Origin of the sequence: Streptomyces sp. NRRL S-244, from assembly GCF_000717915.1 — a bacterium.
In the GTDB taxonomy this organism is placed as follows: domain Bacteria; phylum Actinomycetota; class Actinomycetes; order Streptomycetales; family Streptomycetaceae; genus Streptomyces.
The window spans coordinates 76,304-97,047 of sequence record NZ_JOCX01000012.1 but is presented as its reverse complement, the minus strand read 5'-3'; the positions used below and the strand labels follow the sequence as shown (position 1 = coordinate 97,047).

Genomic DNA, 20,744 nt, shown 5'->3' with positions numbered 1-20,744 from the left:
GGATGCAGCGTCCGGCGTCGGAGGGGCATGCTGACTGTGTGACGGCGAGACCGGACAGCGGCCCCGCCACCGACGCCACGGTCCGGGTGCTCGCGCGGGCCTGCGTCGATGCGGTGCATGCCGTCGGCGGGTTTGCGGGCGGGATCTACCTGCGCTCCGAAGCCGAGGGCCCGCTGCTGCTGGCCGTGGTCACGGGGCTGCCCAGGCAGCTGTTCCGTCCGTGGTGGCGCATGCACATGAACCGCCCGTACCCGGTCGCCGAGGCCTACCGCTCCGGACAGTCGGTGCACCTGCCCGACGCGGAGGCGGCCATGCGGCGCTTCCCGCAGCTGATGGCCGGGCTGCCGTTCCCCTTCGGCTCGCTGTACGAGCCCGTCATGGCCGGGGCGCAGCGGTTCGGGGTGCTGTTCGTCCTGCGCCCCGCCACCCCGGGGGCATCGGTCGACGCCGCCGACCGGGAGCGGCTGCGTGCCGCCGCGAACGGGCTGGCCGAGGGGCTCGCCGCGCTCAGCGCGGCCGGCGAACCGGTGCTCTGGACGGACGATCCGGTCGGCGTGCCGCCGCCGGACACCGCGCAGGGCGCCCGCGAGGCCGTGGAGCGGCTGACCCTCGCCGTGCTCTCCATGGACCGGGAGGGCAGGGTCCGCTACGTCAACCGTGCCGCCGCCGACCTGCTGGGGGTGGGCGCGCCGGAGCTGCGCGGGCGGGTGCTGTGGCAGGCGGTGCCGTGGCTCGGGCAGCCGGCGTACGAGGACCACTTCCGCGGGGTGTTCATGTCCGGGGAGCCGGTGCGCTTCCCGGCCCGGCTGGGCCGGCAGCCGGACGCGGGCTGGGTGGAGGTGGACCTGTACCCGAGTGTGGACGGGGTGACCGTGACGATCGACGCGGCCGAGCCGCCCGCCTACGCGCCCGGATCGGTGGTCCGCCCGGGCGCGGGGCTGGGGCTGGGTTCGCCGGCCGACCGGGCCTCGGCGCTGTACCGGCCGGTGGCCCTCGCCATCGCGCTGACGGAGGCGGTGACGGCCCGCCAGGTGTCGGCGGTGGTCACGCAGGAGCTGCTGCCCGCCTTCGGCGGCCGCCAGCTGGCGATCTACCTGCTCAGCGAGCGGCATCTGCACCTGGCCTGGGAGACGGGCTTCCCGCAGGGCTTCCTGGACCGGTTCGACGGGGTGGCGCTGGACGTGCGGCTGCCGGGCGTGGAGACGCTGACCACGGGCCGGCCGATGTTCTTCGAGTCGATGGAGCACCTGGCCGCGGCCTATCCGGGGATCCCGCTGGACGCCCACGTCGGGGCCCGCGCGTTCCTGCCGCTGATCGCCTCGGGCCGCCCGGTGGGCTCCTGCATCCTCGGCTTCGACGCGCCGCGCGGGTTCAGCCCGGAGGAGCGTACGGTGCTGACCGCGCTGGCCGGGCTGATCGCGCAGGCCCTGGAGCGGGCGCAGCGCTACGACTCCGAGGCGGCGCTGGCCCGCGGACTCCAGGCGGCGCTGCTGCCGCACCGGCTGCCGGTGCACGAGAACGTGGAGACCGTCGCCCGGTACCTGCCCGGCACCCAGGGCATGGACGTGGGCGGCGACTGGTACGACGTGGTCGAGACGATCGACGGCCTGCTGGCGCTGGTCATCGGGGACGTGCAGGGCCACGGGGTGGCGGCCGCCGCCACGATGGGACAACTGCGCAGCGCCGTACGGGCGTTCACCCTGGCCGGCAGTGCGCCGGACCAGGTGGTGGCGGGCACCAACCGGCTGCTGATCGATCTCGACCCGGGCCAGTTCGCGAGCTGCTGCTACGTGCTGCTCGACCCGGTGTCGGGCCGGGCGCGGGCCGCCCGGGCCGGGCACCCGCAGCCGCTGCTGCGGCACGCGGACGGGCGGGCCGAGGTGATGGAGCTGCCGGGCGGGGTGGTCCTCGGCATCGACGCCGGCGCCACGTACCCGGTGACGGACCTGCGGCTGGCGCCGGGCTCGGTGCTCGCCCTGTACACGGACGGGCTGGTGGAGGAGGCGGGGACGGACATCGACGTCGGCGTGGAGCGGCTGCGGGCGGCGCTGGCCGCGGCCCGGCCGTCGCCGCTGACCGAGATGGCCGACCGGCTGATCGGCGGTGCGGGGGGCTCCGCGGACCGGCCGGACGACATCGCCCTGCTGCTGGCCTGTCGTACGGGGGACGGCCGGGCCTCCGCGAGCAGCTGAACCGACGCGACGCCGACCCGACCCCGACCCGACCCCGACGCGACGCCGGAGCGGCCCCCGAGCGACGCCGGAGCGACCCCGGACCCTCGCCCGGGTGCCCACTCCGTGGGCAGGTGGTGTCGCCCCGGGCACATGTCGGCAAAGCGGAAGAAAATTTGCCCGCCCTCCGCTGCGGTTCCCGCACCCGCACTCCGTGCAGCGTTTACGCGGTCTTAACGCTGCCGTAGGGCCATCTTCGCGGGACGCGACGATGGAATCCGCAGGAGAACTGCTCTTGACCTGCGAATCCCGCAGGGATTCGATGTCGGCCCGGGAGCCACTGAACCACTCTGCTCACCACCGCCTCGGAGGCGATACCGCTCCCGCACCTCAGTTCACCGCACCAGCCGATCGGAACCCCGCACCGATGTCTGAAACGATCAGCGCCCCTCAGGCCCTCGCCCCCGCCACCGGGCCCGTCCCCCAGAAGCTCAAGCGTTCCATCGGCGTCGTCGGCGGCACACTGCTGACGCTCTCGTGCGTGACGCCCGCTTCGACCTTGTTCGTCGTCGTGCCCGACCTGTTCGCCAGCCTCGGCTCGTGGACCGCCCTCACGATCGCCATCGGTTCGCTGCTCTGCATCGGCGTCGCGTTCTGCTACTCGGAGCTCGGCACCCTGATCCCCAGCGCCGGCGGCGAGTACGCGATGGTGTCGACCATGGCGGGCAGGCTGGCCGGCTGGCTGGTGTTCGTCCTCTCCCTGCTGGTCGTGATGATCGTGCCGCCCGTGATCGCCATGGGCACGGCCGACTACCTCGCGCCGATCGTGCACATACCGGCCCCGGTCGCGGGCGGCGGCGTGATGCTGCTCGCCACCCTCGCCGGCCTCCTCGACCTGCGGGCCAACGCCTGGATCACCGGCATCTTCCTGGTGCTGGAGGTGGTCGCCGCCGCACTGGTCGCCGTACTGGGCTTCGCGCACAGCGAGCGCGGCGCCGACGCGCTGGTGCACGGCACGGTCGCGGCCGAGGGCGGCGGTACGTCCACGGTGACCGCGATGATGGTGGTCTCCGGGCTCGCCATCGCCCTGTTCATCACCCAGGGCTTCTCCACCGCCGTCTACCTGTCGGAGGAGCTGGAGAACCCGCGGCGCAACGTCGCCCGTACGGTGCTGGCCACCCTCGCCATCTCCACCGCCGTCATCCTGGTTCCGGTCATCGCCATCACCGTCGGCGCCCCCGACCTCGCCGCGCTGACCGAGGGCGACCTCGGCGGGATGGTCACCGCCTGGTCCAACTCGGCCGTCGGCACCTTCGTCAGCCTCTGCGTCGCCCTCGCCATCATCAACGCCGGCATCGTCATGGTGATCCAGAACTCCCGCGTGCTGTTCGCCTCCGCCCGCGACAAGGCCTGGCCGGCGCCGGTCAACCACGCGCTGTCCAAGCTGGGCCGCTTCGGCTCCCCGTGGGTGGCCACGCTCCTCGTCGGCGTCCCGGGTGCGGCGCTGTGCTTCGTCAACCTCGACACCCTGTACGGGGTCACCGGCGTCTCGGTGACCGGCATGTACCTGCTGGTCGCGGTGGCCGCGCTGTTCGCCCGGCGAGGGGCGCACCGCGAGGTGGCCGCCTGGCGGATGCCGCTGTGGCCGGCCGTGCCGATCGTGCTGATCGCCGTACTCGCGTACATCCTGATGCAGCAGGAGACCCAGTACCTGCTGTGGACCGGCGGGATCGTCGCCGTGGCCACGCTGTACTGGGCGCTGTACCTGCGGCCGCGGCAGGACACCCGCTGGCTGGTCAGCGTCCCCGAGGACGACGAGCCGGCCGCCGTCTGATCCGCACTCCCCGACGGACGGGGCCGCACGGGTTCGGTTCCCGTCGGCCCCGTCCATCGTGATGACGACCTTGCCGAACGGCGCGTCCGCCGCGTCCTCGCGGTAGGCCGTGCGCGCCTCCTCGAAGGGGTGCACGCGGTCGACGACCGGGCGCAGCCCGTGGGCGGCCACCGCCCCCTTCATGTCCTCGAACTGCGTGCGGCTGCCGACGAAGACCCGGCGGATCGCGGCAAGGCTCGTCTCGTACGCCGCGTGCGAGATCTCGATCCCGGACCTGGCGGCGCTCGCGGTGATCAGCAGGGCGATCTGCCCGTACAGGGCGCTCGCCCGCACCGACTGCTCGATCGTCTCGGGGCCGCCCGTCTCCACGACGAGGTCGGCGCCTGACCCGCAGGAACCGCCCGGCCCGGCCGCGGGGCGGTCAGGCCCTGGGCGGGGCTTGGGTGCGGCCCAGGGTGATGGCCGTGTTCACCAGGCCGACGTGGCTGAACGCCTGGGGGAAGTTGCCGAGTTGGCGGCCGCTCACCGGGTCGTACTCCTCCGCGAGGAGCCCCACGTCGTTGCGCACGGCCAGCAGCCGCTCGAACAGCTCCCGGGCCTCCTTCTCCCGCCCGGTCATGTGCAGCGCGTCGGCCAGCCAGAACGAGCAGGCCAGGAAGGCCCCTTCGTCGCCGGGCAGCCCGTCCACCGACGGGCCCTCGGTGCTGTAGCGGCGGACCAGGCCGCTGCTGCCGAGCTCCACCCGCACCGCGTCGACCGTGCCGATCACGCGCGGGTCGTCGGGCGGCAGGAACCCGACCCGCGGGATGAGCAAGGTGGCCGCGTCCAGTTCGCGGGAACCGTAGTACTGGGTGAAGGTGCCCCGCACCGGGTCGAAGCCGTTCTCGAGCACGTCCTGGTGGACCTCGTCGCGCATGGTCCGCCACCGCTGCACGTCGCCGAGGAGCGAGGGGTCGCTCTCCATGGTGCGTACGGCCCGGTCGGCTGCGACCCAGGCCATCACCTTGGAGTGCACGAAGTGCCGGCGCGGCCCGCGCACCTCCCACAGGCCCTCGTCCGGCCGCCGCCAGTTGCGCTCCAGGAAGTCGAGGAGCGCGAGCTGGATCCGCCACGCGTGCCGCTCCGCGGGCAGCCCGTTCTCCCTGGCCAGGTAGAGGGAGTCGAGGACCTCCCCGTACACGTCGAGCTGGAGCTGGTCCACGGCCGCGTTGCCGACCCGGACCGGGGCGGAGGAGGCGTAGCCGCGCAGCCACGGCAGGTCGGATTCGGGGATCCGGCGCTCGCCGCCGATCCCGTACATGATCTGGAGGTCGGCGGGGTCTCCGGCGATCGCGCGCAGCAGCCAGGCGCGCCAGGCGCGGGCCTCGTCCAGGAAGCCGGTCTCCAGGAGGGAGCCGAGGGTGAGGGTGGAGTCGCGCAGCCAGCAGTAGCGGTAGTCCCAGTTGCGGACGCCGCCGAGCTCCTCGGGCAGGGAGGTCGTGGCGGCGGCCGCGATACCGCCGGTCGGGGCGTACGTGAGGGCCTTGAGGGTGATCAGGGAGCGGGTCACCGCCTCCCGGTAGGGGCCCTCGTAGGTGCACTGGGCGGACCAGTCCCGCCAGGCGGCGAGGTTCTGCCGCAGCGTGTCGTACGGGTCGACGGTCGCGGGGCGCGGTTCGTGCGAGGCGTGCCAGGTGAGGACGAAGGCGACCTGTTCGCCCGGGGCGAGGGTGAACTCGGAGCAGGTGCTGTTGGCCTCGCCCCAGGTGGGTACGGCCGGTTCGCTGCGGAACCACGCGGAGTCGGGCCCGGCGACGGCGACCCGGTCGCCGTCGGCGCGGCGGACCCAGGGGACGACGTGCCCGTAGTCGAACCGCAGGCGCAGCACGCTGCGTACGGTGACCTCGCCGGTCAGGCCTTCGACGATGCGCATCACGTCGGGGGCGTTGTCGCGCTGCGGCATGAAGTCGGTGACCTTGAACGAGCCGCCGTCCGGGGTGTCCCAGTACGACTCCAGGACCAGCGAGCCGTCGACGTAGGCGCGGCGGGTGCACCGCTCGTCGTCGGCGGACCCGGCGGGCGAGATGCGCCAGTGGCCGTTCTCCTTGTCCCCGAGGAGCGCCGCGAAGCAGGCGGGCGAGTCGAAGCGCGGCAGGCACAGCCAGTCGATGGACCCGTCGCGGCCGACGAGCCCGCTGGTCATGAGGTCGCCGATGAGTGCGTAGTCTTCGATGGGTTGTGTCATTTGTGCGCTGTTCCCCCGAATGCCCGGGCCCAATCAATCCGGGACCCGGGCACCTTCTGGAGCGCGACGGTCAGTTGCGTACGAGGAGCAGCGCGCCCGCGACGACCACGGCGAGGGCGACGGCGAGGAGGCCGTGGGCCAGGCGGTGGCCGCGCAGTACGGGCAGGAAGCGGTCGGCGGCGTACTTGCCGGGGCCGGTGAGGGCCACGGCGGCCGCGGCGACGGTCAGCAGCAGCTCGTATTCGATGCCCTTGGGGGCGAAGAACGCGCCGGCGCCGTGGACGGCGATCGCGTTGATCATGGTGCCGACGACGGCGGCTCCGGCGAGCGGGGTAAGCAGTCCGAGGGCGAGGCCGAGGCCGCCGAGGGTCTCGGTCAGGCCGGCGACGACGGCCATGGCGTCGCCCGCGGGGTAGCCGCTGGCGGTGAAGAACTGGCCGGTGCCGCTGATGCCGCCGCCGCCGAACCAGCCGAAGAGCTTCTGGACGCCGTGGCCGGCCATGGTGAGTCCGAGGACGACGCGCAGCAGGAGCAGGCCGGCGTCGTGGGCGGGGGTGGAGAGGGCGAGCGGGACGGCCGGTACGGCTGCGGCCTGCGGCTTCGTCGCGGTGACGGAGGGGCTGGTCATGGGGGGGGATCCTTCCGGTCGGGCGGTCCGGGCGGGGACGGAGTTGCGGTGGGGCAAGATTGTTCAAATTCGAACCGCCAGCCCCCGACCCTAGCGAGTGATTCAAATTGGAACAACCCGTGTAGGCTGGGTGCATGGCTGAAACGAGATGGCTGGACGAGCGCGAGATGCGCGCCTGGAGCGGCTTCCTGGCCGCGTCCGCCCTGGTGAACCGCCGCCTCGACCAGCAGCTCAAGGACGACTCCCGCCTCTCGCACCCGCAGTACGAGGTACTCGTACGACTTTCCGCCGCTCCGGACGGCGAGCTGCGGATGACGGAACTGGCCAATGGCCTGATCAATTCGAAAAGCGGGCTGACCTACCAGGTGACCCAGCTGGAGAAGGCGGGTCTGGTCCGCCGCCGCAGCTGCCCCTCCGATGTGCGGGGGGTCTTCGCCGTCCTCACGGACGCCGGCCGGGCCCGGCTGGAGGAGGCCGCGCCGGGGCATGTGGCCGCGGTCCGGGAGGCGCTGATCGACGTGCTCACGCCCGCGCAGCTCGAAGCGCTGGCGGACGGGCTGGGCGAGGTCAGCCGCCGGCTGCGCGAGCACGGCGGTTGACGGAGAGCAGATGACGGGCAGGGGATAGTGGACGGCGGATCGCGGATGGCGCGGCCGGACAGGGTATAGGGGTGACATGGACGCAACGGTCTGGCTGACGATCGTCGCGGTCGTCGCCCTCGGGCTGGCGATCGCGGCCGGCGTGCTCCTCGTACGGGTCTTCGCGGCCCGGCGGCTCCTGCTCGACGCGGGGATCCCGCTGCGCGACAAGGCGCTGTTCTGGGTCGCGGTGATCTACACCGTCTCTCCGGTGGACCTCATCCCGGACCCGGTGTACCTCGACGACATCGGCGTACTGCTGCTGGCGCTGCGCTCCCTGCACGCGGCGGCCGCGGCGGTGCGGCCGGGCGCGGCGGCGGCCTCGAAGCCCGCCGCGGCGAAGGAGCCGGACCCCGCGTAGCGGCGGGCCGCCGCAGGCCGCCATGGGCCGTCACGGGACCAACATCCCCTGGACCGGGGAGTGTCAGTGACCTGCGGCACCATGGTCGGCATGCCTTTCGAAGATCTTGACGCCCTGTTCTCCTCCCCTGCCGCCCTGCTGGAGGCCGGAGCCGCCCGGATACGGGAGTGGCCCGGCCCCGAGGCCGGGGGCGGGGTCGGCCGTGAGGTCTTCAGCCAGGCCGAGGCCGTGTTCGGGTGTGCGGAGGTGTCGCGGGCGGAGTTCGGCTCGTGGCTCCACTTCGCCGCGAAGGTGCTGGGGCACGACGCGTACGCGGAGCGGACGGCCGAGGCCGAGCCCGGCATGCCGTGGCGGACCGTATGGGCCTGGTGGCGGCCGGTCGGGGCCTTCCGGGCCGAGCCGAACCTGAGCGGGGACGCCTCGGCGGTGGTCTTCGACGGGCCTGACGGCCGGAGCCTGCTCAAGGTCTGGTCGCTGTGGACCGAGGAGCGCTGGTTCGACCTGGCCACCGGCGCGCCGTGCCCGGCCCCCGCCGCCGGGGAGTTCACCCGGCGCACGGCGGAGCCCGAGGAGGCGGAGCCGTTCCTCTTCGACCCCGACGAGAAGGCCTGGGCCCTGCACTGCCCCGGCACCTGGGAGGACCCCGTACCCCTCGGCGGGGGCCGCTTCCTGCTTGCCGAGGCCCGCGGGATCGCGGTGGTGGAGCGCAACGGGGCGGTGGCCGCGACCGGTTGGCCCGCCGGCGGCGCCGACCCCTCCTCGTGGGACGAGGGCGCGGGCGATCCGTGGTTCGCGGGCCCGCAGCCGGGCGAGACCCCGCTGGACGCGGCCCGCGTGGAGGCGGTGTTCGGCGCCGACCGCACGGTCCGGGTACCGGATGCGCGGCTGCCCGCGGAACTGACCCACCTCCCGACCCGGGAGCTGATCAGCACGGTGGGCCTGCCGCGCCTCTGGGCGGCGGGCGTGGCCTCGTTCCAGCTCGCCTGGTCCGAGGACGGGCCCGGGGAACCGGAGTCCGGGACCGGCTTCGGAGGCCTCCTGTACCTGGGGACGTTCGAGCTGGGCTACGCCGACGAGGGCCATGTGCTCCTCCACCCGGAGACGGGCGCGGTGTCCCTGCTCCGCGAGGGCGAGGGGCCGTTCCCCTTCGCCCGGGACACGGAGACGTTCGTACGCCTCCTGGAGGCCGTGCGGCGGTTCATGGGGGCGTGCTGGGACCCGTATCCCGAGGAGAACGGCCACGGCTCCTTCCTCTGCGAGGTGGGGAACCTGGAGCCGGGGGTCCTGGAGTCCGATGACCCCGAAGAGCCCGGCGCCGCGGTCTGGGAGCACATCTTCGCGTCCATCACGGAGCTGAGCGTCTACGGATACTGAGCGTCCACGGCTACCGACCGGGGCGCGGGCGCCGGCCGGGGCCCGGCCCGGCCCCAGCGCCCGTTCCCGGCCCCGGCCCCGGCCCCGGTTCAGCGGACGCCGCGGGGGCGGTACTGGATGCTGATCCGCGGGCCGACGGCGCGGGTGGACTTGGGGATGGCGTGCTCCATCGTGCGCTGGCAGGAGCCGCCCATCACGACGAGGTCGCCATGCCCCAGGGGCAGGCGCAGCAGGGTGGGCCCGCCGTCGCGGGGGCGCAGGACGAGATCGCGGGGGTCGCCGACCGAGAGGATCGCGACCATCGTGTCCTCGGTGGCGGACCGCCCGATGCGGTCCCCGTGCCAGGCGACGCTGTCGCGCCCGTCGCGGTAGAGGCAGAGCCCGGCGGTGGCGAAGGGCTCCCCCAGCTCGGCGGCGTAGTGCCGGGTCAGCGTGGAGCCGGCCTCGGTGAGCACCGGGTGCGGCAGCGGTTCGCCCTCGTCGTAGAAGGCGAGCAGGCGGGGCACGTCGACCTCGCGCTCGTACATCTGGCGGCGCTCGGCGCGCCACGGCACGTCCTCGGCCAGCCGCTCGAACAGCGTGTCGGCGCCCGAGAGCCAGCCGGGCAGGTGGTCGACCCAGGCCCCGGCGCCGAGCCGGGTCCGGGACAGCCCGGAGAGCGGGCCGAGGCGGATCTCGTCGCCCTGGTCGAAGAGGGAGCCCTGGAGGCCGGGGATCGTGCGCACCGGTCCATCATATCGCGCCACTCGAACATTCGATCGATTCACGGCCCCTGGGTGCCCGCACCCCAGGAAACGGGCCGTCAAGGTATCGCTAGAGAGGCGTTAAGGAGCCGTCAAGACCGGCGGGGGCCGCAGGCCCGGACGGCCGTCGGCGCAAGGTGGCGGTACGGCACGTCTGTGCAGGTGACAGGCGGGTTCGGGGGTGGAGTACGCGTCTCCGGCCAACCGGAGCAATCCCCCGAGCGGCACCGTCAAGGGCCCGTCAGCATGAGAACGCGCGCGTGCACGAATGATCGAGTTCCGTACGCTTGCCCAGCCGTCGCACCGATGGCCGGATCCAAGCCGTACGAAGGAGCACCCGCGATGGCCACCCCCACCCAGCCGAGCCGCCTGAGGGCATGGCTCCTGGAAGGCCTGACCGACCAGACGAAACACCGGTCGGGCCATGGGCCGGAGGAGGAGCCGGGCGGGAGCGGAGCGGCCGCGGCCGCCGACCACGGGCGGCCGTGGTGGCGCGTGATGTGCCTGACCGGCCTCGACTACTTCTCCACCCTCGGCTACCAGCCGGGCATCGCGGCGCTCGCGGCCGGCCTGCTGTCGCCGCTGGCGACGATCGTGCTGGTGGTGCTGACCCTGCTGGGGGCGCTGCCGGTCTACCGCCGCGTCGCGGAGGAGAGCCCGCACGGCGAGGGGTCCATCGCCATGCTGGAACGGCTGCTGTCGTTCTGGAAGGGCAAGCTGTTCGTCCTGACCCTGCTGGGCTTCGCGGCCACCGACTTCCTGATCACGATCACCCTGTCGGCGGCCGACGCGACCGCGCACCTGGTGGAGAACCCGCATCTGACGAGCACGCTCAACGGCCATCAGGTCCTGATCACCCTGATCATGATCGCCCTGCTGGGCGCGGTGTTCCTCAAGGGGTTCAGCGAGGCCATCGGGGTGGCCGTGGTCCTGGTCTTCTCCTACCTCGCACTGAACGTCGTCGTCATCACGGTCGGCCTGTGGCAGGTCGCCAGCGAGCCGCACGTCATCACCGACTGGAAGGAAGCCCTCACCGCCGAGCACGGCAACGTGTTCATGATGATCGCCATCGCGCTCGTGGTCTTCCCGAAGCTGGCGCTGGGCCTGTCCGGGTTCGAGACCGGCGTCGCGGTCATGCCGCACGTCCAGGGCTCCCCGCAGGACACGGAGGAGAAGCCCGCGGGCCGGATCCGCGGCACGAAGAAGCTGCTCACCACCGCCGCCGTGATCATGAGCATCTTCCTCATCACCAGCAGCTTCGTCACCACCCTGCTGATCCCGCCCGCCGCGTTCCAGCCCGGCGGCGAGGCCAACGGCCGCGCCCTGGCCTATCTGGCCCACGAGTACCTGGGCTCCGCCTTCGGCACGGTCTACGACATCTCGACCATCCTCATCCTGTGGTTCGCGGGCTCCTCGGCCATGGCGGGCCTGCTCAACCTGATGCCGCGCTACCTGCCCCGCTACGGCATGGCCCCGCACTGGGCCCGCGCCCTGCGCCCGATGGTCATCGTGTTCACCCTGATCGCCTTCCTGGTGACGTGGATCTTCGACGCCGACGTCGACGCCCAGGGCGGCGCGTACGCCACCGGTGTCCTCGTCCTGATCACCTCGGCGGCCGTCGCCGTGACCATCGCCGCCCGCCGGGCCGGGGAGCGCGGCTGGGCGATCGGCTTCGGCGTGATCTCCGCCGTCTTCGTCTACACCACCGCAGTCAACGTGGCCGAGCGCCCCGACGGCGTGAAGATCGGTGCCTGCTTCATCGCCGGCATCATGGCCCTCTCCCTGCTCTCCCGCCTCGCCCGGGTCTTCGAGCTGCGCGTCACGCACGTGGAGTTCGACGACATGGCACAGCGGTTCATCCGCGACACCGCCAACCGCACGATCCGGTTCATCGCCAACGAGCCCGACAACCGGGACCTCGACGAGTACCGGCTGAAGAAGGCGCAGATCCGCGCGGACAACGACATCCCCGCCGAGGACGACGTGATGTTCGTCGAGGTCACCGTCCTGGACGCGTCGGAGTTCGAATCCGGCATGCGGGTGCGCGGTGAAGTCCTGCACGGCCGCTACCGCGTCCTGACCCTGGAGAGCTCCAGCATCCCCAACGCGCTCGCCGCCCTCCTCCTCCACGTACGCGACGAGACCGGCCAGCGGCCGCACATCTACTTCGAGTGGACCGAGGGCAACCCGATGGCCAACTTCTTCCGGTTCTTCCTCTTCGGGCAGGGCGAGGTCGCCCCCGTCACCCGCGAGGTCATCCGCGAGGCCGAACCGGACCGCAACCGCCGCCCCCACATCCACGCCGGCTGACGGCGAGCGGTATCAGCAACCCGTCATGGTTCGCGGCCTCCCCGTCAGGAAGCCGTCAGCGGACCGCCCGGATCCGCCCGCCCGGCGCTTGCATGGGAGCCGGCAGCAGACCGGATGAGGGGTGGACGGTGGACGCGGTGCGGCACAGAGTCGTGGTCGGTGTGAGCGGGAGCCCGGGCAGCCTGACGGCCCTGCACCGGGCCGCCGCCGAGGCCCGGGTGCGCGGCGCGGAGCTGTGGGTGGTCCTGGCCTGGCAGGCGCCGGGCGGGGACATCGGCAGCCGCGGCCCGGGCGGGGTCCCGGTGCTGGCCGCCGCCAAGGCTGCGGCCGTGGAGCGGCTGCGGCTCGCCCTCGACACCGCGTTCGGCCCGGCCGGACCGGGCGTGACCCTCGCGGGCCACGCCGTACGGGCCACGGCCGGCGCGGCACTCGTCGACGCGGTGGGCGGCCCCGAGGACCTGCTGGTGGTGGGGACGGGCGCGCGGGGGCCCGTACGCCGCCTGCTGCGGCCCTCGGTGGCCCGCCACTGCCTGGCGCACGCGCCCTGCCCCGTACTGACCGTGCCGCCGTCCCCGCTCCAGGCCGAACTCGACGCCGTCCACCGGCGGAACGTCTGGCGGCTCCCGCTGGACACGCGCGAACTGGCGGAGTGACGCGCGGAGTGACGCGCGGAGCGCCGACCCGGCCGAGGAAGAGGCTGCGCGCGCTCACCGTCCACGACCGTCCGACCGGGCGCGATCCGGGCGCCGTACGTACCGTGGGAGGGCAGCCACTCACCCCCGGAGTCGCCATGAGCGCCTATCCCCCGATCGCGGACCACGGTCTGATCGGCGATCTCCAGACGGTCGCGCTGGTCTCCAGCGCCGGGACCGTCGACTGGTGGTGCACGCCGCGGTTCGACTCGCCGAGCATCTTCGGATCCCTGCTGGACCGGGCCAAGGGCGGCCACTGCCACCTCGCGGTCGATCTCGACCAGGTCCCCGACGTGACGGTCAGACAGCTGTACCTGGCCGACACGGCCACGCTGGTGACCCGCTTCATGACCCCGGACGGCGTCGGGGAGGTGGGGGACTACATGGTCCCCGACCCGTCCCCCGAGGCCACGGACCGGCATCGACTGCACCGGACCGTACGCGTGGTGCGGGGCAGCCTGCCCTTCACCCTGGAGGTCCGGCCCCGGTTCGACTACGGCCGGGCCCCGCACGCCCTGAAGCTCCTGGACGGAGAAACGGCCCTGATGCAGGGTCCGGGAACCGACCTGTACGTCCAGGCGAGCCCCCCGATCACCCTCGCCCCGGACGGGCAGGACGCCGTCGCGCGCTTCACCCTCGCGGCGGGCGAGACGGCCGCCGTCGTCCTGACCGCCGACGCCACCGGCGGCCCGCGCCCCGATCCCCTGACCCGCGAGCGCGCCCTCGCGGACTTCGACCGGTGCCGGGCCTTCTGGCACGACTGGCTGCTCACCTCCACCTACCGGGGCCGCTGGCAGCAGATGGTGAACCGGTCCGCCATCACCCTGAAGCTGCTCATCTACGCCCCCACCGGCGCGCCGATCGCCGCCGCGACCATGGGACTGCCCGAGCAGATCGGCGGGGAGCGCAACTGGGACTACCGCTACACCTGGATCCGCGACGCCTCCCTGTCGGTGCGCGCGCTCACCAAACTCGGCTTCACCGAGGAGGCCATCGCCTTCCGCCACTGGATCCGCGACCGCTTCGAAGCCGGGGGCTCCGCCTCCGGTCACCCCCTCCAGATCATGTACCGCATCGACGGAGACCCCCGGCTGCCCGAGGAGGTCCTCGGCCACCTGGAGGGGTACCGGGGATCGGCGCCCGTACGGGCCGGCAACGCCGCCGCCGACCAGATGCAGCTCGACATCTACGGGGAGGCCGCCTACGCGTTCGGCGAGGGCCACGACGTGGGTGCGCTGCGCGGTTGGATGGCGTTCACGACGCTCATGGACTGGTTCTGCGACCGCTGGGACGTGCCGGACGAGGGGATCTGGGAGACCCGCGGCGGCCGCCAGGACTTCACCTACAGCCGCCTGATGTCGTGGGTCGCGTTCGACCGGGCGATCCGACTCGCCCAGGCGCACTCGCGGCCCGCTGACATCGCGCGCTGGACGGCGGCCCGCGACGCGATCTTCCTGCAGATCGGGGAGCGCGGCTGGAGCACGGAGCGGCAGGCCTTCGTACAGAACTACGCGTCGGACGTCCTCGACGCGTCGCTGCTGCTCATGCCCAAGGTGGGTTTCATCTCGCCCACCGACCCGTCCTGGCTGTCCACGCTCGACGCGATGGACCGGGAACTCGTCAGTGACAGCCTGGTCTACCGCTACGACCCGGCGGCCTCGCCCGACGGGCTGCGCGGCTCGGAGGGCACGTTCAACCTGTGCAGCTTCCTGTACGTCGAGGCGCTGGCCCGGGCCGGCCGGATCGTCCAGGCACGGTACGCGTTCGACAAGATGCTCACCTACGCGAACCACGTCGGCCTGTTCGCCGAGGAGATCGGAGCCTCCGGCGAGCAGCTCGGCAACTTCCCGCAGGCGTTCACCCACCTGGCGCTCATCGACGCCGCGTTGGCGCTCGACGAGGAACTGGACCGCCGCTCGGCATGACCCCGCGTTCCGCCGCCGCTACAGGAGGCGGCCGCCGGCGTATATGAAACGTAGATGGACGGCTGCGAGTCTCCTCGGCAGAACAGCCCGCAAGCCAGCCAGGAGCCGCACACGGCACCTGGACCGACAGACAGGATCCACCGTGCCGCACATCCGCACGTCCGTCACGCGCCGTCTGGCCCTCCTCGCCCCCGCCGCGCTCCTCGCGCTGCTCGCCGTCGGTGCCACCGCCGCCGCCCCCGTCCTCACCGCGGACCGCGGCACGAGCGTCTCGGCCGACGACGTCACCGGGCCCGGCCCGCGCCACGACCACAACGAGTTCAACACCCGGGCCTGACCGCCACGCCCGTCTCCAGCAGGGCGCGGGCCTCCACGGCCTCCGGGAGGCCCGCCCGCTCGAACACCTCCAGCGCCTCGCCCGCGTGCCTCAGCCCCTCCTCGCGCCGGCCCGCCGCCAGGCAGACCCCGGCGTGGATCAGCAGGGCGTAGCCACGGTCCCGGCCCCGGCCCGGCACCGTGCGCAGATGCGCCACGGCCCGGGCGGAGGCCTCCAGCGCCTCCCGGGTCCGGCGGAGGTCGCTCAGCGTCCGGGCGCGGCGGTAGTCGGCCTGCGCGCGCTGGCCCGGGATCCGGAACGCGTCGCACAGGTCGAGGCACTCCTCGTACGCGGCCAGCGCCTCCTCCAGCCGGCCGAGCTCGTGCAGGGCCTGCCCGCGCACGCACAGCGCGTGGGCGACCCCGTGGTGGTCGGCCATCTCCCGCAGCGCCTCCAGGGCCTCCTCGCACGCGGGAAGCGCCTCGGCCGCCCGGCCGCCGCGGACGCGGGCCAGGGCGGCGTTGAGGGTGATCGTCAGGGCGCCCGAGCGGTGGCCCTGCTCCCGCGCCAGGACGAGCGCCTCGTCGAAGCACTCGGCCGCCTCGTCGAAGCGGTGCTCGAACTGGGCGATCACCCCGAGGTCGTTGTACGCCTGCTGCAGGATCGCCCGGTCGCCCGCCCGGCGGCAGGCCATCACGGCCAGCTCGGAGGCGGCGCGGGCCCGGCCCAGATCGGTGGCCTGGAGCGCCGCGTTCCCGGTGAGGAAGTGGGCGCGCCCGGCCGCGCGGTCGTTGCCGCGCAGCGTCGCGGCCCGCGCCAGTTCGGCGGCGGTCGCGGTGATCCGCGCGTACGGGATGTCCTGCCCGAACGAGCTGAGCGCGACCAGCAGGTCGGCGGCCATCGTCAGCTGCTCCGTGTCCGCGGCGTCCGGCCGCCGCACCACGATCTGAACGGCGTGCAGCGCGCAGTCGAACTCCGCGACGACCCAGTCGCGGGCCTCGGTCAGGTCCGCGAGCCGTCCCTCCCCCGGTTCGGCGGCCGCCGCGACGATCGAGCGGTGCACCGGGTCTCCGGGGATCATCCACTGGAAGGCCTCGGCCGCCATGCCCAGCAGGTGGTGCAGGAGTCTGTGCTGCACCGGCGGGCCGGATTCACCGGCCGGGGCGGGCAGGTTGAGAGCGAAGTCCCGGCCCAGCTCGTGGTGGCGGTAGCGGCCCGGCTCCGGTGATTCGAGCAGGGCGGCGTCCACCAGGGCTTCGAGCAGCTCCTCGGCCGCCGGCTCGGCCAGGTCCAGGGCGGCGGCCGCCGCGGCGAGCCCGATGCCGGGCCGGGAGACGGGGGCGAGCCGGCGGAACACGCTCGCCTGGGGCCCGGTCAGCTGGCGGTGGCCCAGCTCGAAGACGGCGGCGACGGCCAGGTCGTCGGCCCGCAGTTCGGTCAGCCGGCGCCGCTCGTCGGCGAGGCGGGCCACCAGGTGCGCGACGGTCCATCCGGGCCGGGCGGCGAGGCGGGCCGCGACGATGCGGACCGCCAGCGGCAGCCGGGCGCAGGCCTCGACCAGCGCGGCCGCGGCCTCCTCCTCCCGGTCCACCCGGTCGGCGCCGACGATCTGGCGCAGCAGCCCGAGCGCCTCCGCCGGCGTGAACTCCGCGAGCTGGACGTGGCGTCCCGACAGCAGCCCGCCCAGGCGGGCCCGGCTGGTGACGACCACGGCGCAGCCCGCGGCGCCCGGGAGCAGCGGTTTGACCTGGGCGATGTCCCGGGCGTCGTCGAGCAGCAGGAGCAGCCGGCGGCCGTCCAGGACGGTACGGAAGAGCCGGGCGCGGTCCTCCGTCGAGGGCGGCACCTCACGGCGGGGCACACCGAGGGCGCCGAGCAGGCTGGCCAGGACGGTGCCGGGGTCGGCGGGGTCGCTGCCGGTGCCGCGGAGGTCGGCGTAGAGCTGGCCGTCGGGGTGGGCGTCCTTGACGTGGTGCGCGACCCGCAGGGCCAGGGCGCTCTTGCCGATGCCGCCCATCCCGCTCACGGCGGCGACGGCCAGGGCGGTGCGGGCCGGGTCGCTCAGGACGCCGGTGAGGGCGGCGAGTTCGGCGGCGCGGCCGCTGAAGTCGGCGATGTCGGCCGGGAGCTGGGCGGGCCGGACGTACCCGGCCGCGCCCTGCCCCTGCGCGAGGTCAGGCGCCACGGCAGCCCCGGACACCGCGGCCCGGGCCCCGTCCTGCATCCCGGCATGGCCGGCTCCCGGGTCCCCGGCCCGCGGAGCCCCGAAGTCCTCGGGAACCCTGGGGACTCCGGTGGCTGCCGCGGCCCCGGGCCCGTGCGCCCCCGCCACCGTGGTCCCCGGCACCCCGGCCGGACCGGTGCCGTACGCCCCCGCCGGCCCGGCGGCGGGCGCCGCCGCGAGCCCGGCCGGTGCCCCGGCAGTCCCGGCGGGCGCCGCCGGGAACCCCTCGGGTCCCGCGGGCGCGCCGCCGGAAGCCGGTGCGCCGCCCGGGGCGACACCGTGCGCTCCCGCGGGTGCCGTCGGCGCGGTGCCGGAGGGCGCGGCCGGGAGGCGTGCGGGCGGCTGGCCCTCGCGGCCGGGGGCCGGGGACGCGGGGGCGGGGAGGAGGGCCGGGTCGCCCGAGAGGATGCGGGCGTGCAGGGAGCGGAGGTCCGGGCCCGGGTCCAGGCCGAGTTCGTCGGCCAGCACCTCGCGGGCCCGGCCGAAGACGGCGAGGGCGTCGCCCTGCCGCCCCGCGGCGTACAGCGCGCGCATCAGGAGCCCGTACGGGCGCTCCCGCAGCGGCTCCTCGCGGATGAGGGCGGTGAGCTCGGGGACGGCCCGCTCGTGCCGCCCGAGCAGCAGGTCCACCCCGAGCCGCTCCTCCAGCAGGTGCAGCCGCAGCTCCGCCAGGCGCGAGCGCTGGCTCTCGGCGAACGGCCCCGGCACCCCGGCCAGTGGCTCGCCCCGCCACAGGGACCCGGCCTCGGCCAGGGCTTCGGCGCAGACCTCCAGCTCCCCGGCCGCGTGGGCGCGCGCGGCCTTCGCGGCCAGCTCCTCGGCCCGTACGGCGTCGACCGAGCCCGGCGGCACCGCGAGCCGGTAGCCGTCGTTCGCGGACTCCAGGATCTGGGCCCCGGCTTTCCCGGGCTCCCCGCCCTCCTCCAGCAGCTTCCGCAGCCGCCAGACGTAGGTCCGCAGGATCATCACCGCGGAGCCCGGGGCGGACTCCCCCCAGACCGCGGCGGTCAGTTCGTGCAGCGGCACGACATGGCCCGCGCGGAGCACCAGGACGGCGAGGGTGGCCTGCTGCTGCGGCGGTCCCCCGGTCAGCACGGGTCCCCCGTGGGACACGCCCACGGATCCGAGCACGAAGAATTTCACGAGTTCCCCCTGTGCACGCGCACAGCTCCACACGGCGGTTGGTCCCCAGTTGTCCTGGCCCGCCGTTGTACGGAGCGTCATCCTAAGCGGTTCATATGACCATGCCATCGGAATGGGCCGCGGCGGCGCGGCCGGGCTCGCACGGCGGAGGGAGGGACCGCGTCCGGGTCACACCCATCCGAGGCGGGCCGCGCGCAGCCCTGCCTCGAACCGGCTGCGGGCGCCCAGCCGTTCGATCAGCGAGGCCATGATCCGCCGGGCGGTGCGGGCCGAGATGTGCAGCTGTCCGGCGGCGGATTCGTCGGTGTGGCCCTCGGCCAGCAGGCCCAGCAGGGAGCGTTCCTGCTCAGTGGGTACGTACACGGCCTGCGACTGATCCGCGCCCAGCGGTACGGCCGCGCCCCACTCCCGCTCGAAGAGCGCGACCAGCGGGGCGATCATGCCGGGCGCGGAGAGGAACAGCGCGCCCTGGCGGCTGTTGGCCGGGTCGATGGGAACGAGGGCGTGGGTCCGGTCGACCAGCACCATCCGGGTCGGCAGCGCGGCGACCGTACGGAAGGCCCCGCCGCCCGCGAGCAGCGCCCGGCTGTAACGCAGGGTGCCCGGATCCTCCCGTACGAGGTCCAGCCCGATGGTGCGGATGGCGACGCCGCGGCCGAGCACGAGGGCGTCGTTGCGTTCGGCGGCCTCCAGCGCGGCCGCGGACTGGGGACCGCCCGGCATGAAGGTCAGCACCTCGGTCCTGGCCTCCAGCGCCAGGCGCTCCAACCGCCGCTGCACGGCGTCGAGTCCGGCCAGCCGCTCGACGCCCTCCGCCGGGCGGCCGCCGGAGCCGGCGCCCGCGAGGATCCGGACCAGGGCCTGCTGGTGGCCCGCGGCCTGGCGGTGCCGGCGCACCAGTTCCTCGTGCTGCTGGTCCAAGAGCCGCTGCATCCCGAGGACCGGGTCGACGACGGTGAAGCGGCCGGGCGTCTCGAAGGACGCCTGGACCAGGCGCAGCGCGAAAAGCCGGTCGAGGCAGTCGCGGACCCGGTCGGGCTCCACCCCGAGCCGGGCGGCAAGTTCGACCAGGCCCAGTTCGGGCCGGGCCAGCACCTCCTCGTACACCGTCTGGTCGAGCTCCTCCAGGTCCAGCGTCACGGACATCGGTTCACCTCTTCGCATGCGGTCGCCCCCGTCGATCTGCGAGCAGCCTGCCTGCCGGAGATCTACGTGACATAAACGCGCCCTCTACGCGCGTCACCGTGGCTCCGGCCGGCCGTGGGCGGGGGCCCGGCCAGGGGCGGCTGTCCCAAAGCGTCCTGGCCGCTTCCGCCACCCCTGAACCCGTTCCCCCAGGTCAACACCTTGGCCAGGATGGAGGTGTGCCGCTCGGCACCCCTTCCCCACTCCCGATGAGGGCACCTCCATGACTTCTCGCGTCCACACCGCCGTCCGTCCGGTCCGCACCGCTGCCGTGGCCGTCGCCGCGGCCGTCGCCTGCGCCGCCCTCGCGCTCACCGCCGGCGGGCCGTCCGGTGCGGACACGGCCGGGGCCGCCACCGTCCGGGCGGCCTCGGCGCCCCTCCCGGCCGCCCCGGGTGCGGTCACGTACGGCCTCATCTGGGACTGACTCGGGCGCGTGGAGCTGACCCTCGTCTCTCTCATCCCGCCCGGGCCCGGCCCCGGTCCCGCGGACGACGGCCGCCTGCTCCGCCTGCTCTGGGGCGCGGCCCGCCCGGAGGAGCGCCTGGAGCACATCAGCGTGCGGAGCGGTCCGCACGGCGTGGACCTCGGACTCTTCACCGTGGCCACGCCCGGGACGACCGCCGCGGAGGCCGCCCTGGCCATCTGCCGCCGCGTGCTCGCGCCTCCCTCCCCCTTCCACGGATGGCACCTCGCCACCGAATCCACCAGCCTCGCGCGACCCGGCGCGATCCCCACCACGACGTGACAGGAGCACCCGTGACCAACCCCTTCGAGGACGACGAAGCCACCTACTTCGTCCTCGTCAACCAGGAGAACCAGCACTCCCTGTGGCCCGCCTCGATCGAGGTGCCCGCCGGCTGGACGGCCACCCACGGCCCGGCCGGTCGCCAGGACTGCCTGGACCACATCGAGAAGACCTGGACCGATCTGCGTCCGGCCGGTCTGGTCGCCGCCCTCGGGGAGGTCTGAGCCG

At 74.0% G+C, this 20,744-nt stretch carries 17 protein-coding genes and 1 pseudogene; 12 read left to right on the top strand and 6 right to left on the bottom strand.

From position 1 onward, the window contains the following. Positions 1 to 2: 2 nt before the first annotated feature. Together IF02_RS0116945 and IF02_RS0116940 are read left to right on the top strand one after the other, a co-directional pair. Positions 3 to 2,192, top strand: a complete 2,190-nt coding sequence (locus tag IF02_RS0116945) for a SpoIIE family protein phosphatase (protein ID WP_051696274.1) — start codon at positions 3 to 5, stop codon at positions 2,190 to 2,192. Between the two features lie 406 nt (positions 2,193 to 2,598). Then, positions 2,599 to 4,005 (top strand): APC family permease, encoded by a 1,407-nt coding sequence (locus tag IF02_RS0116940; protein ID WP_030157749.1) that lies wholly within the window; start codon positions 2,599 to 2,601, stop codon positions 4,003 to 4,005. A 120-nt stretch (positions 4,006 to 4,125) separates the two neighbouring features. Here the strand turns inward: IF02_RS0116940 and IF02_RS33795 are convergent. From IF02_RS33795 to IF02_RS0116930, 3 genes and pseudogenes are all read right to left on the bottom strand, one after another. Continuing rightward, positions 4,126 to 4,338, bottom strand: a pseudogene (locus IF02_RS33795) (NAD(P)-dependent alcohol dehydrogenase); the annotation flags it as partial. An 88-nt stretch (positions 4,339 to 4,426) separates the two neighbouring features. Beyond that, entirely contained in the window at positions 4,427 to 6,229 is a 1,803-nt protein-coding gene (locus IF02_RS0116935) for a glycoside hydrolase family 15 protein (RefSeq protein ID WP_030157747.1), read from the bottom strand. 70 nt (positions 6,230 to 6,299) lie between these two features. Beyond that, the gene (locus tag IF02_RS0116930) at positions 6,300 to 6,857 is read right to left on the bottom strand and encodes a DoxX family membrane protein (protein ID WP_030157745.1); all 558 of its coding nucleotides are present in this window, start codon (positions 6,855 to 6,857) and stop codon (positions 6,300 to 6,302) included. Between the two features lie 134 nt (positions 6,858 to 6,991). On the opposite strand from IF02_RS0116930, the gene IF02_RS0116925 reads away from it, so the two are divergent. The 3 genes from IF02_RS0116925 to IF02_RS0116915 all read left to right on the top strand — a co-directional run bounded on the left by IF02_RS0116925 (position 6,992) and on the right by IF02_RS0116915 (position 9,230). Next, positions 6,992 to 7,456: a MarR family winged helix-turn-helix transcriptional regulator gene (locus IF02_RS0116925; RefSeq protein ID WP_030157743.1), complete on the top strand. Its 465-nt coding sequence runs from the start codon at positions 6,992 to 6,994 to the stop codon at positions 7,454 to 7,456. A gap of 76 nt (positions 7,457 to 7,532) precedes the next feature. Then, positions 7,533 to 7,856 (top strand): YkvA family protein, encoded by a 324-nt coding sequence (locus tag IF02_RS0116920; RefSeq protein WP_030157741.1) that lies wholly within the window; start codon positions 7,533 to 7,535, stop codon positions 7,854 to 7,856. Between the two features lie 90 nt (positions 7,857 to 7,946). Next, positions 7,947 to 9,230: an SUKH-4 family immunity protein gene (locus IF02_RS0116915; RefSeq protein WP_158708503.1), complete on the top strand. Its 1,284-nt coding sequence runs from the start codon at positions 7,947 to 7,949 to the stop codon at positions 9,228 to 9,230. Positions 9,231 to 9,319: 89 nt separating this feature from the next. On the opposite strand, the gene IF02_RS0116910 is transcribed toward IF02_RS0116915, so the two are convergent. Beyond that, entirely contained in the window at positions 9,320 to 9,955 is a 636-nt protein-coding gene (locus IF02_RS0116910) for an alpha-ketoglutarate-dependent dioxygenase AlkB (protein WP_234318230.1), read from the bottom strand. Positions 9,956 to 10,315: 360 nt separating this feature from the next. On the opposite strand from IF02_RS0116910, the gene IF02_RS0116905 reads away from it, so the two are divergent. The 4 genes from IF02_RS0116905 (at position 10,316) to IF02_RS0116890 (ending at position 15,237) form a co-directional block, all read left to right on the top strand. Next, positions 10,316 to 12,283, top strand: coding sequence for an APC family permease (locus IF02_RS0116905; RefSeq protein WP_030157735.1), 1,968 nt, complete (start codon positions 10,316 to 10,318; stop codon positions 12,281 to 12,283). Between the two features lie 137 nt (positions 12,284 to 12,420). Continuing rightward, positions 12,421 to 12,936 carry a universal stress protein gene (locus IF02_RS0116900; RefSeq protein WP_030157734.1) on the top strand — a complete coding sequence of 172 codons (516 nt, stop codon included), beginning with the start codon at positions 12,421 to 12,423 and terminating at the stop codon, positions 12,934 to 12,936. 137 nt (positions 12,937 to 13,073) lie between these two features. Then, positions 13,074 to 14,900 carry a glycoside hydrolase family 15 protein gene (locus IF02_RS0116895; protein ID WP_030157732.1) on the top strand — a complete coding sequence of 609 codons (1,827 nt, stop codon included), beginning with the start codon at positions 13,074 to 13,076 and terminating at the stop codon, positions 14,898 to 14,900. Positions 14,901 to 15,042: 142 nt separating this feature from the next. Beyond that, positions 15,043 to 15,237, top strand: a complete 195-nt coding sequence (locus IF02_RS0116890) for a hypothetical protein (protein WP_030157730.1) — start codon at positions 15,043 to 15,045, stop codon at positions 15,235 to 15,237. On the opposite strand, the gene IF02_RS0116885 is transcribed toward IF02_RS0116890, so the two are convergent. Together IF02_RS0116885 and IF02_RS0116880 are read right to left on the bottom strand one after the other, a co-directional pair. Continuing rightward, complete coding sequence (locus IF02_RS0116885; RefSeq protein WP_051696273.1) at positions 15,221 to 18,583, bottom strand: AfsR/SARP family transcriptional regulator; 3,363 nt, start codon at positions 18,581 to 18,583, stop codon at positions 15,221 to 15,223. The genes IF02_RS0116890 and IF02_RS0116885 overlap by 17 nt on opposite strands. Positions 18,584 to 18,751: 168 nt before the next feature. Then, the gene (locus tag IF02_RS0116880; RefSeq protein WP_030157726.1) at positions 18,752 to 19,729 is read right to left on the bottom strand and encodes a helix-turn-helix domain-containing protein; all 978 of its coding nucleotides are present in this window, start codon (positions 19,727 to 19,729) and stop codon (positions 18,752 to 18,754) included. Positions 19,730 to 19,991: 262 nt separating this feature from the next. Here IF02_RS0116880 and IF02_RS0116875 point away from each other — a divergent pair, with 262 nt between their 5' ends. The 3 genes from IF02_RS0116875 to IF02_RS0116865 are packed head-to-tail and all read left to right on the top strand — an operon-like array spanning position 19,992 to position 20,740. Continuing rightward, positions 19,992 to 20,195: a hypothetical protein gene (locus IF02_RS0116875; protein ID WP_030157724.1), complete on the top strand. Its 204-nt coding sequence runs from the start codon at positions 19,992 to 19,994 to the stop codon at positions 20,193 to 20,195. A 9-nt stretch (positions 20,196 to 20,204) separates the two neighbouring features. Beyond that, a complete protein-coding gene (locus IF02_RS0116870; protein WP_030157722.1) occupies positions 20,205 to 20,516 on the top strand; it encodes a hypothetical protein in 312 nt (103 codons plus the stop codon). 11 nt (positions 20,517 to 20,527) lie between these two features. Beyond that, a complete protein-coding gene (locus tag IF02_RS0116865; RefSeq protein WP_030157721.1) occupies positions 20,528 to 20,740 on the top strand; it encodes an MbtH family protein in 213 nt (70 codons plus the stop codon). Positions 20,741 to 20,744 lie beyond the last annotated feature (4 nt).